The sequence below is a fragment of the Pseudomonas sp. ATCC 13867 genome, from assembly GCF_000349845.1.
Taxonomy (GTDB): Bacteria; Pseudomonadota; Gammaproteobacteria; order Pseudomonadales; family Pseudomonadaceae; genus Pseudomonas.
Genome location: NC_020829.1, coordinates 3,188,063 through 3,205,269, shown reverse-complemented (window position 1 = coordinate 3,205,269; position 17,207 = coordinate 3,188,063). Strand labels below are relative to the sequence as shown.

General features: G+C 66.9%; 15 protein-coding genes. 9 read left to right on the top strand and 6 right to left on the bottom strand.

The window, feature by feature from the left end; genetic code table 11:
• Positions 1 to 197: 197 nt before the first annotated feature.
• The 4 genes from otsB to H681_RS14210 all read left to right on the top strand — a co-directional run bounded on the left by otsB (position 198) and on the right by H681_RS14210 (position 4,911).
• Positions 198 to 974 carry a trehalose-phosphatase gene (otsB, locus tag H681_RS14225; RefSeq protein WP_015477567.1) on the top strand — a complete coding sequence of 259 codons (777 nt, stop codon included), beginning with the start codon at positions 198 to 200 and terminating at the stop codon, positions 972 to 974.
• Positions 971 to 2,770, top strand: a complete 1,800-nt coding sequence (locus H681_RS14220) for a glycoside hydrolase family 15 protein (protein ID WP_015477566.1) — start codon at positions 971 to 973, stop codon at positions 2,768 to 2,770. The genes otsB and H681_RS14220 overlap by 4 nt, the downstream gene beginning before the upstream one ends.
• Entirely contained in the window at positions 2,752 to 4,164 is a 1,413-nt protein-coding gene (gene otsA / locus H681_RS14215) for an alpha,alpha-trehalose-phosphate synthase (UDP-forming) (RefSeq protein ID WP_015477565.1), read from the top strand. Before H681_RS14220 ends, otsA begins: the two co-directional genes overlap by 19 nt.
• 537 nt (positions 4,165 to 4,701) lie before the next feature.
• A complete protein-coding gene (locus H681_RS14210; RefSeq protein ID WP_015477564.1) occupies positions 4,702 to 4,911 on the top strand; it encodes a cold-shock protein in 210 nt (69 codons plus the stop codon).
• A gap of 84 nt (positions 4,912 to 4,995) precedes the next feature.
• On the opposite strand, the gene H681_RS14205 is transcribed toward H681_RS14210, so the two are convergent.
• Together H681_RS14205 and H681_RS14200 are read right to left on the bottom strand one after the other, a co-directional pair.
• A complete protein-coding gene (locus H681_RS14205) occupies positions 4,996 to 5,307 on the bottom strand; it encodes a cupin domain-containing protein (RefSeq protein ID WP_015477563.1) in 312 nt (103 codons plus the stop codon).
• 167 nt (positions 5,308 to 5,474) lie between these two features.
• The gene (locus tag H681_RS14200) at positions 5,475 to 6,335 is read right to left on the bottom strand and encodes a LysR substrate-binding domain-containing protein (RefSeq protein WP_015477562.1); all 861 of its coding nucleotides are present in this window, start codon (positions 6,333 to 6,335) and stop codon (positions 5,475 to 5,477) included.
• Between the two features lie 133 nt (positions 6,336 to 6,468).
• Between H681_RS14200 and H681_RS14195 the strand changes: the two genes are divergently transcribed.
• Genes H681_RS14195 through H681_RS14180 form a run of 4 tightly spaced genes read left to right on the top strand, consistent with a single transcriptional unit; the run spans position 6,469 to position 10,637 of the window.
• A complete protein-coding gene (locus tag H681_RS14195; RefSeq protein ID WP_015477561.1) occupies positions 6,469 to 7,521 on the top strand; it encodes an agmatine deiminase family protein in 1,053 nt (350 codons plus the stop codon).
• The gene (gene aguB, locus H681_RS14190; RefSeq protein WP_015477560.1) at positions 7,521 to 8,423 is read left to right on the top strand and encodes an N-carbamoylputrescine amidase; all 903 of its coding nucleotides are present in this window, start codon (positions 7,521 to 7,523) and stop codon (positions 8,421 to 8,423) included. The genes H681_RS14195 and aguB overlap by 1 nt, the downstream gene beginning before the upstream one ends.
• 2 nt (positions 8,424 to 8,425) lie before the next feature.
• A complete protein-coding gene (locus H681_RS14185) occupies positions 8,426 to 9,523 on the top strand; it encodes an extracellular solute-binding protein (RefSeq protein ID WP_015477559.1) in 1,098 nt (365 codons plus the stop codon).
• 10 nt (positions 9,524 to 9,533) lie between these two features.
• A complete protein-coding gene (locus tag H681_RS14180; protein WP_015477558.1) occupies positions 9,534 to 10,637 on the top strand; it encodes an agmatine deiminase family protein in 1,104 nt (367 codons plus the stop codon).
• Positions 10,638 to 10,823: 186 nt separating this feature from the next.
• On the opposite strand, the gene H681_RS14175 is transcribed toward H681_RS14180, so the two are convergent.
• The gene (locus H681_RS14175; protein ID WP_015477557.1) at positions 10,824 to 12,347 is read right to left on the bottom strand and encodes a sensor domain-containing diguanylate cyclase; all 1,524 of its coding nucleotides are present in this window, start codon (positions 12,345 to 12,347) and stop codon (positions 10,824 to 10,826) included.
• Positions 12,348 to 12,731: 384 nt separating this feature from the next.
• Between H681_RS14175 and H681_RS14170 the strand changes: the two genes are divergently transcribed.
• Complete coding sequence (locus H681_RS14170; RefSeq protein ID WP_015477556.1) at positions 12,732 to 13,361, top strand: FMN-binding negative transcriptional regulator; 630 nt, start codon at positions 12,732 to 12,734, stop codon at positions 13,359 to 13,361.
• 105 nt (positions 13,362 to 13,466) lie between these two features.
• Here H681_RS14170 and H681_RS14165 read toward each other — a convergent pair whose 3' ends face one another.
• From H681_RS14165 to H681_RS14155, 3 genes are all read right to left on the bottom strand, one after another.
• The gene (locus H681_RS14165) at positions 13,467 to 13,868 is read right to left on the bottom strand and encodes a hypothetical protein (protein WP_015477555.1); all 402 of its coding nucleotides are present in this window, start codon (positions 13,866 to 13,868) and stop codon (positions 13,467 to 13,469) included.
• Between the two features lie 129 nt (positions 13,869 to 13,997).
• Positions 13,998 to 16,001 (bottom strand): peptidase U32 family protein, encoded by a 2,004-nt coding sequence (locus H681_RS14160; protein ID WP_015477554.1) that lies wholly within the window; start codon positions 15,999 to 16,001, stop codon positions 13,998 to 14,000.
• 371 nt (positions 16,002 to 16,372) lie between these two features.
• Positions 16,373 to 17,131, bottom strand: a complete 759-nt coding sequence (locus H681_RS14155) for an SDR family NAD(P)-dependent oxidoreductase (RefSeq protein ID WP_015477553.1) — start codon at positions 17,129 to 17,131, stop codon at positions 16,373 to 16,375.
• Between the last annotated feature and the right edge of the window lie 76 nt (positions 17,132 to 17,207).

The following is a 17,207-nucleotide window of genomic DNA, read 5'->3' as shown; positions in this document are numbered from 1 at the left end:
CCTTCCGGCCGCCTTCGGGGCGGCCTTCTGCCATGCACCGTCCGGGCCATTTCCGGTCGACCCCCGTGGCCTCGCATGTTACGGTCCATTGACTCCTTCAACCGTCCGTTGCGGCTTCGCAGGCGCAACGGCACGAGCTGCAAACGGAGAAATGGCTTATGTCACGTCCCCCGCAACGAGGACCTGTCGACACGGCCATGACCCCGCATAGCGAGGTCTCAGCCACTGCGCTGCTGCAACTCTGGCTCGGCCAGCACACGCAGACCGCAGTGTTCCTGGATGTCGACGGAACCCTTCTGGACATCGCCGAAGCCCCCGACGCGGTATACGTCCCGCCCGGGCTGGTCGATGCGCTCAGCGAGCTGCATCGACGCCTCGACGGTGCCCTGGCCCTGATCAGCGGCCGCCCGGTCGAAGAGCTCGACCGGCTGCTCCATCCCCTGCGCCTGCCCGCCAGCGGCGGTCACGGCGCCCACTGGCGCGAAACCGGCGACAGTCCGCTGCGCCGCACCACCAAGGACTTGCCCGCCTGCGTGCGCGTGCAGCTCAATGCGCTCGCCTGCGCCCATGCCGGCGTACTGGCCGAAGACAAGGGCAGCAGCTTCGCCCTGCATTACCGCACCGCGCCCGACAGCGCGCCTGCGCTGCGCGTGGCCTTGCAGGCGCTGCTCAGCGCGCCGGAAGGCGCGGGCCTGCGCTTGCTGGGTGGCAAGCAGGTCTACGAAATCATCGCCGAGGGCGTGGACAAGGCCGGCGCGATCCAGCGCCTGATGACCACACCGGCGTTCGACGGGCGCCGCCCGCTGTTCGTCGGCGACGACCTCACCGACCAACCCGCCCTGGCCCTGATGCCCGGCCTGCAAGGGCTGGGACTCTCGGTCGGGCGCACGCTGCCGGGGGCGAGTGCCGTCTTCGCCGACGCGGCGGCGGTCCGTACCGCACTCATCCTGGCGGCAGGAGGAAACCCTCGATGACTGAACGGCACGACGGAGCACTGGAACTGGGCCTGATCGGCAACTGCCGCGTGGCCGCCCTGGTCAACCCACTGGGACGGCTGGTGTGGTGGTGCTACCCCAACTTCGATGGCGACCCGGCGTTCTCCCGGCTGCTGGCCGGCGACGAGGAAAAGGGCTTCGCCGACGTGCTGCTCGACGGCCAGGTCAGCCACGTATCCGAGTACCAGCGCAACACCGCGATCATCACTACGATCCTGCGCGACGACAGCGGCGGGGCCGTGCGCATCACCGACTTCGCCCCGCGCTTCCTGCAATACGGCCGGGTATTTCGCCCGGCCCAGCTGTGCCGGCTGATCGAGCCGCTGGAAGGGCTGCCCAGGATCACCCTGCGCGTGCGCCCGACCCACGGCTACGGCAAGCCGCGCCGCAGCGTGGCGGGCTCCAGCCACATCCGCTACCTGGACGGTGACGAGCCGATCCGCCTGACCACCGATGCGCCGCTGTCCTACCTGCTCAATGAAACCCGCTTCGCCCTGCGCCATCCGGTGAGCATGGTGATCGGCATGGACGAGCCGCTGGACAACGCACCCGGCGAGGTCGTGCGGGAATTTCTCAAGCGCACCCAGGGCCACTGGCACGACTGGGTGCGGGGCCTGGCGATCTCCTTCGAATGGCAGCAGGTGGTGATCCGCTCGGCCATCACCCTCAAGCTGTGCAACTTCGAGGAAACCGGCGCGATCATCGCCGCCGCCACCACCTCCATCCCCGAGGCGCCCGGTTCCCAGCGCAACTGGGACTACCGCTACTGCTGGCTGCGCGATGCCTACTTCGTCATTCTCGCCCTCAACCGCCTGGGCACCACCCGCACGATGGAGGGCTACATCGACTTCATCACCACCGTGGCCAGCGGCGATGCCGAACTCAAGCCGCTGTACGGCATCATCCCCGACATGGATCTCACCGAACGCAACGAGCCGGACCTCGCCGGCTTCCTCGACCACGCGCCGGTGCGCGTCGGCAACCAGGCGGTGGAGCAGAACCAGCACGACGTGTTCGGCTCCGTGGTGCTCGCGGTGCTGCAGAGTTTCGTCGACGATCGCCTGCCCAGCCCCAGCAGCGACGGCATGCTGCAACTGCTCGAGTCCCTCGCCGCCAAGGCCGCGCACGCCGCCTTCGAAGCCGACGCCGGAATCTGGGAATACCGGGGCCGGCAGCGCATCCACACCCATTCCGCGCTGCTCTGCTGGGTCGCCTGCGACCGCGTGGGACGGCTGTGCGGGCGGCTCGGCCGGAGCGAGGCGGCGCGTGACTGGATGGCCCGGGCGGCAAACCTGCGCGAGCGCATCCTTCGCGAGGCCTGGAGCGAACGCAAACAATGCTTCACCGGCAGCTTCGGCCTCGACGACCTCGACGCCAGCGTGCTGCTGATGCATGAACTGGGCATCATCGAAGCCGACGACCCGCGCTTCGTCGCCACCGTCGAATGCATCGGCCGCGAACTCAACGTCAACGGCCACCTGCTGCGCTACGCCGCGCCGGACGATTTCGGCGTGCCGGAAACCGCCTTCCTGGTGGTCAAGTTCTGGTACCTCGACGCGCTTGCCGCCATCGGCCGCCGCGACGAAGCCCGCGCGCTGTTCGAAGAGCTGATCACCGCGCGCAACCGCTACGGCCTGCTCTCCGAGGACCTGCACCCGCACACCGGAGAACTCTGGGGCAACATCCCGCAGACCTACTCGATGGCCGGGTTGATCAACTCGGCCATGCGTCTGTCCATTGGCTGGGAGGAGGGTCTATGCCGCGCCTCGTGGTGATCTCCAACCGGGTCATGGTGCCTGACGAATTCAACCCGGCCGCGCCCGGCGGCCTCGCCGTCGCGGTGGAGGCCGCCATGCGCCAGCGCGAAGGCATCTGGTTCGGCTGGAGCGGGCAGGTGGCCGAGGAACCGGGCCCGCTCGCCACCCTGGAACGCGGCAACCTCACCTACATCCTCACCGACCTGCATCCGCAGGACTTCGACGAGTACTACAACGGCTTCGCCAACCGCGTGCTCTGGCCGATCCTGCACTACCGGGTCGACCTCGCCGAGTTCAGCGAGGCCGACTTCGGCGGCTACCGGCGCGTCAACGAATTTTTCGCCGAGCGCCTGAGCCCGCTGCTGGAGCCGGACGACGTGCTCTGGGTGCACGACTACCACCTCATCCCGCTCGCCCTGGCCCTGCGCGCCCGCGGGCACGCCAACCGCATCGGCTTCTTCCTGCACATCCCCATGCCGCCGGCGGACCTGCTCACCGCGATGCCGCACCACGCCGAACTGATCCGCGCCCTCACCGAATACAACCTGATCGGCTTCCAGACCGAAAACGACGCCAGCAATTTCGCCCGCTACCTCACCCGCGTGGTCGGCGCCGCCACCCCGGATGGCCGTCGCTACCACCTGGAAGACCAGCACTTTCGCGTCGGCGTGTTCCCCGTGGGCGTGGATGCCGACGGCTTCCGTGCGCTCGCCGAGAACGCCTCGCGGACCCCGGCCGCCGACGACCTGCGCGAAAGCCTCGGCGGCCGCGCGCTGATGGTCGGTGTGGACCGCCTCGACTACTCCAAGGGGATCGTCAACCGCCTGGACGGCTACGAACGCTTCCTGGAGCGCTACCCGGAATGGCACAACCGCGTGACGTGCCTGCAGATCTCCCCCGGCAGCCGCCAGGACATCCCCGAATACGCCGACATCGACGCCGCGGTCAGCGCCCGGGTCGGGCACATCAACGGCCGCTTCGGCGCCGTGTCCTGGGTACCGCTGCGCTACGTCGGGCGCAATCACCACCGCGAGGACATCGCGATGGTCATGCGCCACGCCCGTATCGGCCTGGTGACGCCGCTGCGCGATGGCATGAACCTGGTGGCCAAGGAGTTCGTCGCCGCGCAGGACCCGGACGATCCCGGCGTACTCATCCTCTCGCAGTTCGCCGGCGCCGCCGCCGAGCTGGGTGGTGCGCTGATCATCAACCCTCACGACCGCGACGCCCTGGCCGACGCCATCAACACCGCCCTGCGCATGCCGCTGGGCGAGCGCCGGGCGCGTCATCGCGACATGTACGCGGTGCTCCAGGCCAACGACATCCGCTTCTGGGGGCCGAGCTTCATCGACGCGCTGACAAGACCGGGGAGGGCGCTGAACTGGTTGTCGAACCATTACCTCAGCCATTGAGGCTGTTTGCGGGTGCGAGGGGGCGCCCAATGCCTGCTCGCGAAGCACACGCTGCGCTTGTGCCGGTGTGTGCCGGAACGCCGATCGCGGATGAATCCGCTACTACGAAAGCTGCACTTTGACGTAGGAGCTTGTCCGCGATGCTCCTGCTCTTCGCAGGGCGGATAGCGTTGCGTGCAATTTGCCGTACCGGCTACGTTCCGCGGGGTTGGAGCTGGCTTTCGAGGCCTCAACGGAACAATCGGAAATCCACCCGCCCGACAGGCTGAAACGCTTCAAGAATGGGGCTTTGCGCCTGTCCAGAGTTCACTTCTAACCTTCGACCGCCCGTCAAATACCCCCGTCTACGATAAAAAAAACTACCAATTCCCCACACCCCATGTATTCTGCTCGCGCTGCCTGCCCGGTAAAGCGCCGCGACTTGATGTTCTGTCTACACGATGTTCCATCTCCTCGGCACCTCTTCACTACGCATTCAGCTCATGGTCGGTCGGTATTCGACTGGCCTTTAGCAATCAATATTCTGGAGACAACATCATGTCCGATCGTCAAAACGGCACCGTCAAGTGGTTCAACGCTGAGAAGGGCTTCGGCTTCATCACCCCGGAAAGCGGCCCGGACGTATTCGTTCACTTCCGTCAGATCGAAGGTAACGGCTACAAGTCCCTCGACGAAGGCCAGAAGGTCAGCTTCATCGTGACCGCCGGTCAGAAGGGCCCGCAGGCCGAGCAAGTTCGCGCCGTCTAATCGACGCCACTTGTAGAAAAAGCCCCGCATTCGCGGGGCTTTTTCATTCTCGCTGTCAAAATGCCGTCCGATGCCGCGCCGCTGTCAGACACTATCCTCGGTCTCGATCACCAGAATGCGCGCCTCGCCTTGAGGGTGAGCTACGTGCTCGGTGCCGATCGACGCATAGAAGATATCCCCGGTTTCCAGCATGACCTTATGCTCGCCGGCGGTATCGCGATAGTGCATTTCCACCCGTCCGTCGAGCACCGCGAACACTTCCTCACCGTCGTTGATGTGCCATTTGTATGGCTGGTCGGTCCAGTGCAGGCGGGTGGTGATTCCGTTCATCTTGGTGATATCGAGCGCGCCCCAGGGGAGATTCGCGGTGAAGTGCTTGCTGCGGATGATTTTCAAGATGTCCTGGCTCCGTCGGGTGTTTGCCCATGCGGGGTGGATGGTCTGCCAGCCGGTACAGCAGCGTTGGCCTCGCGCGGACGATAATGCGGGTTTGTGCGCCGTGCCAGATTATCCGGTGGTTATGTCTGATTCCGCCTGTCAGCTTCCGACAGCGTCGGAGGGCCTCAGGCCAACCCTAAAGCCCCCTCCAGCCATTCGCAGAACCTCATCGCCTGTGCATCCCGCTCGCTCTGCTGATGCACCAGCAGCGACCAATTCGGCCCGCGCACGGTCTGTTCGCACAGCGGCGTCAGCAGGCCGTTGTCCCTGGCATCGCCAGCCAGCAACCGGCTCACCAGCGCGATGCCCAGACCCTGGCTGGCTGCATCGAGCAGCAGGCCGGGGTCGGAGAAGTTCAGGCCTTCGCTGTGCTGGCCGATGTCGGCGCCGCCTTGTACGTGCCAGTGCGCCCAGTCCATTTCCCGTTCGCCGTGCAGGGTAGTGCGCGTCGCTGCCGGCTGATCCAGCAGGCGCGGGTGGCAGGCCGGGTAGAGGCGATCTTCCAGCAATACACGGAAGCGGCATTCGGCCTGGGCGGTGAGGTCGTCGCGCACGGCGATGTCAATGGTCTGGCTGGCCATGTCCGGGGTTTCGTCGGTGGTCAGCAGCCAGAGGTCGATCTGCGGGTGGCGCGCGTGGAAGTCGCCCAGGCGCGGCACCAGCCAGTGACGGGCGAAGGCCGGGGTGGTGTTGACCACCAGTTGGTTGGGCTTGCGGTACTGGTCCAGGCGGCGGATGCCCACGGCCAGTTGTTGCAGCAGCGACTGGGTGGTGCTGAGCAGGTCGAAGCCGGCGTCGGTGAGGGCGACCTTGCGGCCATTGCGGTGGAACAACGGCTGCTCGATGAAGCTTTCCAGGCTGCGGATCTGTTGGCTGATGGCGGACTGGGTGAGGTGCAGTTCCTCCGCCGCCTTGTGGAAGCTGCCCAGCCGGGCGGCGGCTTCGAAGCCGCGCAGGGTGTTCAGGGGAGGCCAGTGCTTGAGCATGATCGATAAGTTCTGCTGATCAGGTTTACGCAAAATCTATCGTTTGTTGTCGCGGTTTCACAGGCCTAGGATGGTTTCAGGCGCCGCTTAATCCTTTTCTTCCGATAAAAAATCCTAACCAAAGGCTTTGTGTATGCATCTCAACGAACTGCAGAACGGCTGGCGCATGCCCGCAGAATGGGTACCTCATGCAGCGACCTGGATGGCGTTTCCGCATAACCGTCCGCTCTGGGAAGGCGGCTGGCGCGTGACCCTGGAGCAGGTGCAGGAAGACTTCGCCCGGGTGGCCAACGCCATCGCCCGCTTCGAGCCGGTGAAGCTGGTGGTCGATCCGTCCGCCATGGCCCGCGCTGCTGAGCTGTGCGGGCCGAACGTCGAGCTGGTCGCGCTGCCCATCGATGACAGCTGGTGCCGAGACTCCGGGCCGACCTTCGTCTGCCATCCGCAACACGGCGTGGCCGGGGTGAGCTGGCGCTTCAACGCCTGGGGCGGCAAGTCGGCGCATACCCTCGACGAGGGACTGGGCCGGCGCATCCTCAATCAGTTGGGTCTGGACTGCTTCGGCACGCCGCTGGCCAACGAGGGCGGGGCGATCCACGTGGACGGCGAGGGCACGCTGATCACCACCGAGTCGGTGTTGCTCAACTCCAATCGCAATCCCGGCGTGAGCAAGCGCGAGATGGAGGACATCTTCGCCCGGCTGCTGGGCGTGAGCAAAACCATCTGGCTGCCGGGCGATCCGCAGTACGTCACCGGCGACGTGACCGACGGCCATGTCGATGGCGTGTGCGCCTTCGCCCGGCCCGGCGTGCTGCTGGTGGACGCGACCCGCGATACGTCCAGCGCCTACGCCGAGGTCGCCCGCGAGAACCGCCGCGTGTTGGAGCTGGCCACCGATGCCAAGGGCCGCTCCTTCGAACTGATCGAACTGTTCGAAGCCAGCGCGGCGGTGGACCCTGAGGCGGAAGTCTTCTGCGCGTCCTACACCAACTTCTACCTGGCCAACGGCGCGGTGATCATGCCGGCCTATGGCATCGCCGCCGACGACGAGGCCGCCGCCACCCTGGCCCGTGCCTTCCCCGGTCGCGAGGTGGTGCCGGTGCGCATCAACCACCTGGCCCACGGCGGCGGCGGGGTGCACTGCATCACCCAGCAGCAGCCGGCCTGGCCGCTGGAGGGCGTGTGATGAGCAAGCTGACCGTTGCGGTGCTGCAGTTCGCCTGCAGCTGGGACCTGCCGCGCAATCTCGACGAAGCCGAGCGCCGCGTGCGCGAGGCGGCCGCTGCCGGGGCGCGACTGATCCTCCTGCCCGAGTTGTTCGCCACGCCGTATTTCTGCATCGAACAGGATCACGCCCACCTGGCGCTAGCGCAGCCCTATGACGACAGCCCGCTGCTGCGGCGCTTCGCCCGATTGGCGGCGGAGCTGGAGGTGGTGCTGCCGATCAGTTGGTTCGAGCGCGCCGGCAACGCCTACTTCAACTCGCTGACCGTCGCCGACGCCGACGGCCGCCTGCTCGGGGTGTACCGCAAGACGCACATTCCCAACGCCATCGGCTACCAGGAGAAGGAGTACTTCAGCCCCGGCGATACCGGCTTCCGCGTCTGGGATACCGCCGTCGGCCGCCTCGGTGTGGGTATCTGCTGGGACCAGTGGTTCCCCGAGACGGCGCGCTGCCTGGCGCTGCAAGGGGCGGAAATCCTGCTGTTCCCCACCGCCATCGGCTCCGAGCCGGGCGCGGCGCAACTGGATTCCCGCGATCACTGGCAGACCGCCCAGCGCGGCCACGCCGCCGCCAACCTGCTGCCGGTGCTGGCGGCCAACCGCATCGGCGAGGAAATGGCGCCCAGCGATGACGCCCTGCGCATGCGCTTCTACGGCTCGTCCTTCATCACCGACCACAAGGGCGCGCTGCTGGCCGAGGCCGGGCGCAACGAGGCCGCCGTGCTGGTCCGCGAGCTGGACCTCGACCTGGCCCGCGAGGAGCGCCTGACCTGGGGCGTCTACCGCGATCGCCGTCCGGAAATGTACGGCCCGCTGCTCGGCCTCGATGGCCGCCACCTGCACCCGCGCTGGCAAGGAGTCTGACCATGCACAAGCACCTGCTGATCGTCGCGCTGGGGTTGTCCCTGGCGTGCGCCCTGCAACCGGCCACGGCCGAAGAGAAGGTCCTGCGCCTGTTCAACTGGGCGGATTACTTCGCCCCCGATACCCTGGCAAATTTCACTGAAGAGACCGGGATCCGCGTCATCTACGACGTGATGGACAGCAGCGAGACGCTGGAGGCCAAGATGATGGCCGGGCACAGCGGCTACGACCTGATCTTCCCCGGCGACACCGTCGCCGAACGACTGATGCGCGCCGGCGCCTTGCAGAAGCTCGACGAGAGCAAGCTGGAGCACTTGGGCGAGATCGAGCCGGGTCTGCAGAGCCTGCAGACCAAGTACCCATACTCGCGCCATGCCGTGGTGCCCTACACCTGGGGCAGCATCGGCCTGACCTACAACCAGGCGAAGATCGAGCAGCGCATGCCCGGCGCGCCGGTGAACAGCCTGGACATGCTGTTCAAGCCGGAGCTGGCCAAGCGCTTCGCCGATTGCGGCATCTCGATGATCGACTCGCCGGACGAAGTGCTGGCCGTGGTGCTGAATTACCTGGGCCGTGACCCGCGCAGCGGCAAACCGCAGGACCTGGCCGACGCGCTGGCGACGCTGAATGGCATCCGTCCGTACATCCGCAAGTTCCAGTCGCAGCCGGTGACCCAGCTGGTGAACGGTGACCTGTGCCTGTCGCTGGGCTACAGCGGCGACGTGATCCAGTCCCAGCGCGCCGCCGACGAGGCGAAGAAGCCCGAGCGCTTCGAGTACCGCGTACCGCGCGAAGGCACCTCGGTGTGGATGGATACCATGGCCATTCCTGCCGACGCGCCGCACCCGGAGTATGCCTATGCGCTGATCAACTACCTGATGCGCCCCGAGGTGATGGCGGCGATCAGCACCGCCACCGGCTACCCGACCTCCAACGCCAAGGCGCGGCCGATGGTCGAGGCGAGCATGCGCAACAACCCGGACATCTATCTTGATGAGAAGGCCTACGCGCGGCTGTTCCCCGGCAAGGACATCCCCCAGCGCGACATGCGCGCGCGGATGCGCACCTGGACCAGCTTCAAGACCGGCACCGGTGGCTGAGGAGGCAAGAATGATGACACGCAGGAACCTGCTCGGCGCCGGCATGACGCTGGCGACGGGACTCGGGCTCGGCCTGGGCCGCGTCAGCCTGGCGGCGGAGCGCTGGTACATGCCCGATGAGCACCGCAAGCAGGAACGGGTGTTCGTCGCCTATGCGGCGAGCACCGAGGTCTGGGAAGACATGGCCCCGGACGTCAACGCCACGGTGGCACGGCTGGCCCGCGCCATCGCCGAGTTCCAGCCGGTGACAGTGCTCTGCCGGCCGGAGCAACAGGCCGAGGCCAAGCGCGCGTGCGGCGGGCAGAACATCGACTTCCTGCCGCTGCCGGTGGATGACATCTGGGTGCGTGACTACGGCGGCTGCTTCCTGGTCAACGATGCGCCGGGCGGCCTGGCGCTGGCTGACTTCAACTTCAACGGCTGGGGCGGCAAGCAGCACGCGGAGCGCGACCGCGAGGTGGCGGCGACGCTGGCCGAGGAGCTGGAGGCGAAAGCCATCATCAGCGAGCTATGCGGCGAGGGCGGCGGCATCGAGGTGGATGGCCACGGCACGGCGATTCTCACCGAGAGCTGCTGGGTCAACGACAACCGCAATCCGGGCTGGACGCGGCCGCGCATCGAGGCGGAGCTCAAGCGCGTGCTGGGCCTGCGCAAGGTGATCTGGCTGCCGGGCATTCGTGGCAAGGACATCACCGACGCCCACGTGGATTTCTACGCGCGCTTCGTCGAGCCGGGCGTGGTGGTGGTCAACCTGGACAATGATCCGCAGTCCTACGACTACGCGGTGACCCGCCGCCACCTGGAGATACTCAAGGGTGCCACTGACGCCGATGGCCGTCGGTTGCAGTTGCACAGCCTGCCGCCGCCGCTGAAGCCCGCGCCGAGCGCTTACAACCGCGACAACCCGGATTTCGCCGCCGGCTACATCAACTACCTGCCGGTGAACGGCGGGGTGATCGCGCCACGCTTCGGCGATCCGTCTGCCGATGCGCACTGCCATGCGTTGTTGGGCGAGTTGTATCCGGATCGCGAGATCGTGCAGCTGAACATCGACCCGATTGCCGCCGGGGGCGGTGGCATTCACTGCGTGACGTTGCAGATGCCGGCGGTGTAGTCCCGATTTGTGCTGGCGGGCTCTTCGCAGGATGGGTATCGCTTCGCGCCATGCCATCCTGCGGTCGTGCAGCCCTGCGCGATCAGGGGACGGCGCACGCCGCCTCGACCCGCGCCGGCAGGATGATGCCTGCGGCGCTGGCGAGGGCGAAGTCGCGTTCGCCATGCAGTCGGCCGGGATCGAAGGTCATGCTGGTGTTCCGCCGAGATCGGGGGCGCTGTCCAGGCGGTTGCGGCCGGCGGCCTTGGCGCGGTACAGGGCCTGGTCGGCGGCGCCGATCAGCGCGGCGGCGGAGGCGTCCGAGCCTGGGGGCAGGGTGGCGATGCCGATGCTGGCGGTCACCCGGCCGAAGGGGCTGCCGACGTGGGGCAGGTTGCTCTGCCAGAGGTGCTGCAGGATCTGTTCGGCCACCGCGCGTGCGCCGGCGCCGTCGGTGTTGGGCAGGATCACCGCGAGCTCTTCGCCACCGTAGCGCGCCGTCAGGTCGCCGGGGCGCCGCACGTTGTCGGCCAGCAGCCGGCCGATGCAACGCAGGCAGTCGTCGCCGGCTGGGTGGCCGTAGGTGTCGTTGAAGCGCTTGAAGTAGTCGATGTCGATCAGCAGCAGGCCCAGCGGAGTTCGTTCGCGGTGCGCGCGGCGCAGTTCGGCGGCGAGGTGGTCGTCGAAGCTGCGGCGATTCCGCAAGGCGGTGAGCGGGTCGCGCGAGGCGAGTACTTCGAGCTGGCGGTTGGCCCTGAGTAGCTCTTCGCGGGCCGCCACCAGCAGGGCTTCGGCGCCGATCCGGCGTTTGATCGCGAGGATCATCAGGCAGCCGATGATGACGATCACCATCAGCAGGCCCAGGGCGATGCTCACGGTGCGCAGGGCGTCGGTGTACCAGGCGGCCAGGACTTCGTCCTTGCCCAGGGCAACCGAGGTCACCAGCGGGTAGCGCTCGTTCTTGCGGAAGGCGTAGAGGCGCTCGATGCCGTCCAGCGACGAGGTGAAGGTGGCGGTGCCGACGGTGGTGATGTCCCGGTACTGGGTGAAGATCGGCGAGCGCGACAGTACGCGGCCCATGTCGCCCGGGCGGAACGGATAGCGCACCAGTACCTGGCCGTTGCTGGTGGCGACGCCGATGGCGCCGTGGCGGCCGATGTCGATCTTGCCGAACAGCTGGAGGAAGTTTTCCACGCCAAGGGTGGCGGAGATGACGCCGGCGAAGCGGCCGTCGGGATGGTTGTAGCGGCGGCTGACGGTGATCACCCACTGGCCGTTGTAGAGGCTGCGGATGGGCTCGCCGATGTAGGCGTCGGTCGACGGGGTGTCGCGATGGTGGATGAAGAAGGTGCGGTCGGCGCTGCTGGCGCCGGACGGGATGTCGCCGCTGGAGGACATCAGCCAGGTACCGCTGGCGTCGTAGACGACGATGCCGTCGAGCTGATTGAACAGGGGCTGCTGGCGCTGCACCAGGTGGCGCAGGCGTTCCAGCTGCGCGGGCTCGCTGCCGTCGTTTTCCAGGCGTTCGGCCAGGCCCAGGAGCAGCATGGAGCTCTGGGTGACGATACCTTCGACGTAGGTGTCCAGCGCCTGGGTCAGATTGAGGTTGTGGGTGTAGGCCTTGGCGAGGATGCGCTCGCGGGCGGCCCACAGCTCCCAGGCGGTGGCCACCGCCAGGGTCAGGCTGATGATTGACAGGAGGAGGATGGCAAGGCGGATGTCGCGCTTCACATAGGCCTCGTGGAAGGATTCTCGTCGCGTGGCGGGCGCATGGCCCGGACGGTCTGCCGGGGTCAGGGGGATGGCTGGGGCCTGTCCGGCGTTACGCGGGCAGGGCCGCCCAGTTTGGCGCGGCGCAGGGACAGGTCGCAACGGGGTGTGCGTGGAGCCGGGCATGGGGATGTGGGGGCGGGGAACTGCTATGCATCGTGTCTGCCGTCCTGGGCGAACGCTGGCCAGTGGCTAGAGTAGGGGGCGGCTCAAGCGGCGTCCACTGTGGAGTGGAACGTGGGGAGCACGGCGGAAAATGGTTCTTTCAAGGTCGCTGGCAATGGATCTTTATGGGGTGCCAATGTGCCGGCATGATGAGGTCTTCAAGACGCTATCGAGGATTCCATGTACATCCCACCGCATTTCCAGGAACACCGCCCGGATGAACTGCATCGGCTGATCCGCGAGCATCCGCTGGGCATTCTGGTGACCGGTCATGCCGGCGTGCTGGACGCCAATCACCTTCCCTTCGAGCTGGAGCTGGCCGGTGACAAGCCGCTGCTGCGCGCCCACGTCGCCCGCGCCAACCCGGTGTGGCGGGAGGCCGACGGCGAAGAGGTGCTGGTGATCTTCCGCGGCGAGCACGCCTATATCTCGCCCAACTGGTACCCGAGCAAGCATGAGGAGCACCGCCAGGTGCCGACCTGGAACTACCAGGTGGTGCACGTGCGCGGCCGCCTGCGGGTGATGGACGAGGAGCGCTTCGTGCGTGGCGTGGTCGGGCGCCTGACCCGCACCCATGAGGCGGGCGAGGCGCGGCCGTGGAAGATGAGCGATTCCACGCCGGAGTTCATCGGCGGGATGCTGGCGAGCATCGTCGGCATCGAGGTGGAGATCGGCGAGATCGTCGGCAAGTCCAAGCTCAGCCAGAACAAGGAGGACCGCGATCGGCTGGGGGCCGCGGCGGAGCTGGAGATACGCGGTAGCCACGAGCTGGCCGGGGCGATGGTCAAGTCCAGGGACGCGCAGGACTGACCTGTAGGAGCGAGCTTGCTCGCGAACCTTCCCTTGCTCATTTGAACCGCCGGGAAGTCAGTTCGCGAGCAAGCTCGCTCCTACAAAAAGCGGTGGGGTGCTGGGCTAGAGGCTGCCGAGCAGGTCGTGAGCATCCAGCAGGCGCCAGGCGATTTCCGGGTTCTTCTCCATACCCCGGCGGATCGCGGCGGGAATGGCCTGGCGGGTCTTGCGGCAGAGGCCGGGCTGCTCGTCGAAGTCGAACTCGATGCCGCGCATGGTGCGCACTTCGTTGAAGCCGGGGGCGATGTGCAGGCGGATGCCGAGCTGCTCGAAGAGCTTGTGCTGCATACGCTCCAGGTCCGCCAGGTCCTTGAGGTTTTCCAGGCGCTCCAGCAGGCGCTGTTCCTCATGCCGGGTCAGCAGCAGGATGCGCAGGTCGGCGTTGGGGGTTTGCAGCAGGCGTTCCCGGTCGCAGTTGCAGGCGCCGGGCGGGCATTGCTGGCGGAGCGGAGGAGTGCTGGGCATGTCCCGATCATAGCGGGGGATCGGGGCTTGTTGTAGGAGCGAGCTTGCTCGCGAACGAATTTCCTGGCGGCTCAGGTGCCGGGGCGGTTCGCGAGCAAGCTCGCTCCTACAGATACAGTCGGATCAGGCTCAGTGCGCCGGCTTGCGAATGGTCTTGAGCAGGTCTTCCGGGCTGATCTGCCCGACGATGTTGCTCACGCCGTCGCTGCCCGGCTGCGGCAGGCCGAGGATGTGGCCCTTGATCTTGCCGATCACGTGCATCTCGCACGGCTTGCAGTCGAACTTCAGGGTCAGCACCTCGTCGCCGTGGATCAGCTGCATCGGCTGCACCTTGGTGCGTACGCCGGTGACGCCCTTGGCCTGTTTCGGGCACAGGTTGAAGGAGAAGCGCAGGCAGTGCTTGGTGATCATAACCGGCACTTCGCCCGTCTCTTCATGCGCCTCGTAGGCGGCGTCGATCAGTTGCACGCCGTGGCGGTGGTAGAACGCGCGGGCCTTCTCGTTGTAGACGTTGTACAGGAAGGACAGGTGTGACTCCGGGTACACCGGCGGCGGGCTGGTTTCGGCCTTGCGGCCACCGCGCGGGTGGGCCTGCACGCGGGCTTCGGTCAGCGCTTCGATGGCCTCGCGGCGCAGCGATTTCAGCTGGGAGTTGGGGATGAAGAACGCCTGCGGGGCGTCCAGCTCGATCCGGTCGGCGTGGTACTGGGTGGTGCCCAGTTGGCCGAGCAGGTCGTGCAACTGGTCCAGCGCCTGTTCCGGCTTGTTGGCGGCGCCGAACGGGCCGTCCAGGGCGACGCTGGCGCTAACGCCTTCCTCGCTGGTGACGGTCAGTTCCAGGCGCTCTTCACGCAGCTTGGCGACCCACGACAGGCCGACGCGGCGTTCGGCGGAGGTCTTCTGCAGCGCCTGCTGCCAGTTGTGGTCGAGGTTGCGCGACAGCGGATGGTTCGGGCGCAGGCGGTAGAGGCCTTCCGGCATCTCGTTGGGCTCGACGCGGTAGCGGTAGCGTTTCTCGCCGTCTTCCTCGAACTCACCCTTGGGTTCTGCGATGTTGGCGCGGAAGCCGACCACCTCGCGCTTCACCAGCACGTTGAGGCCGTCGCCGTTGGACAGCGGGTCCTTGGTCACCACCAGCAGGTCGCGCTTGCCGACCTTTTCCACGGTGCCCACCGGCAGGCCGGTGAAGGTCGGCGAGTCGAAGGCGCCGATGTCGATCTTGCGCTCGCTGACGAAGTAGTCGGTGCTGCCGCGGTGGAAGGTCTTGTCCGGGTCCGGCACGAAGAAGTGGTCGGTGCGGCCGCTGGAGGCGCGGGCCAGGTCCGGGCGCTCGGCGAGGATGCCGTCCAGGCGCTGGCGGTAATAGGCGGTGATGTTCTTCACGTAGCCCATGTCCTTGTAGCGCCCTTCTATCTTGAAGGAGCGCACGCCGGCGTCCACCAGGGCGCTGAGGTTGGCGCTCTGGTTGTTGTCCTTCATCGACAGCAGATGCTTCTCGAAGGCCACCACGCGACCCTGGTCATCCTTCAGGGTGTAGGGCAGGCGGCAGGCCTGGGAACAGTCGCCGCGGTTGGCGCTGCGGCCGGTCTGGGCGTGGGAGATGTTGCACTGGCCGGAGAAGGCCACGCACAGCGCGCCGTGGATGAAGAACTCGATGGCGGCATCGGTTTCATCCGCGATGGCGCGGATTTCCTGCAAGTTCAGCTCACGGGCCAATACCAGCTGGGAGAAGCCGGCCTGATCGAGGAACTTTGCCCGCTCCAGGGTGCGGATGTCGGTCTGGGTGCTGGCGTGCAGCTCGATCGGCGGGATGTCCAGCTCCATGATGCCCAGGTCCTGCACGATCAGCGCATCGACGCCGGCGTCGTAGAGCTGGTGGATCAGCGCGCGCGCCGGTTCCAGCTCATTGTCGTGGAGGATGGTGTTGATCGTGGTGAACACCCGCGCGTGATAGCGGTGGGCGAACTCCACCAACTGGGCGATATCGCTCACCTCGTTGCAGGCATTGTGCCGCGCGCCGAAGCTTGGGCCGCCGATGTAGACGGCGTCGGCGCCATGCAGGATGGCCTCGCGGGCGATGGCCACATCGCGGGCGGGGCTGAGCAGTTCCAGATGGTGTTTGGGCAGGGACATGGTTTCTTCTTTATCAGGTGTGCTTATCAGGCGTGGCACGGGCAATCGCGCATTGTACCGGCCAAACGCCTCACCGGCATCCGTGGCGTGCCGGGCGGCGCGACCCCTGGTCGCCGTGGCGTCGGTTTCATTGTAGGAGCGAGCTTGCTCGCGAACGCCGTGCACCCAATGGTTCCGGGGTGTCGTCCGGTTCCTCGCCATAGGCCAGCCGGGGTTGCTGCGGCGAGTCCTGCGGCGGCAGCTCGGCGAAGCCGATGTCGGCGACCCTTGCGCATCACCAGTGCGGCGTCTTCCGGCGGACGCGCCAGGCGCCAGCCCGGCCGATGCTGGCGATCGCTTGGCTCCCGCGCGGGGCGGGAGCCAAGGTGGGCTCAGAGGAACATGCCGCCCGAGGCTTCGATGCGCTGGCCGTTGATCCAGCGGCTGCCGTCGGCGAACAGCATGGCGATGGCGCCGCCGATGTCGTCCGGCAGGCCGACCCGGCCCAGGGCGGTGTTGCTGGCGATCTGCCGGTTGATCTCGGCATTGTCGCGCACCAGGCCGCCGCCGAAGTCGGTTTCGATGGCGCCGGGGGCGATGATGTTCACGCCGATGCCGCGCGCGCCCAGTTCCTTGGCCTGGTAGCGGGTCAGCACTTCCATCGCGCCTTTCATGGCGGCGTAGGCGCCGTAGCCGGGCAGGGCGAAGCGGGTCAGGCCGGTGGAAACGTTGAGGATGCGTCCGCCGTCGGCGATCAGCGGCAGCAGTGCCTGGGTGAGGAAGAACGGACCTTTGAACTGGATGTTCAGCAACTGATCGAACTGCGCCTCGGTGGTTTCGGCAAAGGCGGCGTGAATGCCGATGCCGGCGTTGTTCAGCAGGAAGTCGAACCGGTCGCGGCCGAAGTGGCTGCGCAGGCCGTCGCCAATCTGCTGGGCGAAGGCGCCGAAGCTGGCGCTGTCAGCGACGTCCAGCGGCAGCATCAGGGCGCGGCCGCCGCGTTGCTGGATCTCGGCGGCCACGGCGCGGGCTTCGTCGGCCTGGCTGCGGTAGGTGCCGATGATGTCGATGCCGGCGGCGGCGAGGTGCAGGGCGGCGTTGCGGCCGAGGCCACGGCTGGCGCCGGTGATGAGAGCGATCTTGTGGGTCATGGCGAAGCTCCGGTCCGGGTGGGAATGAAGAGAGCTTATTGTTCGCAATGATCGTGATAAATCGGCTGGTTTCGGA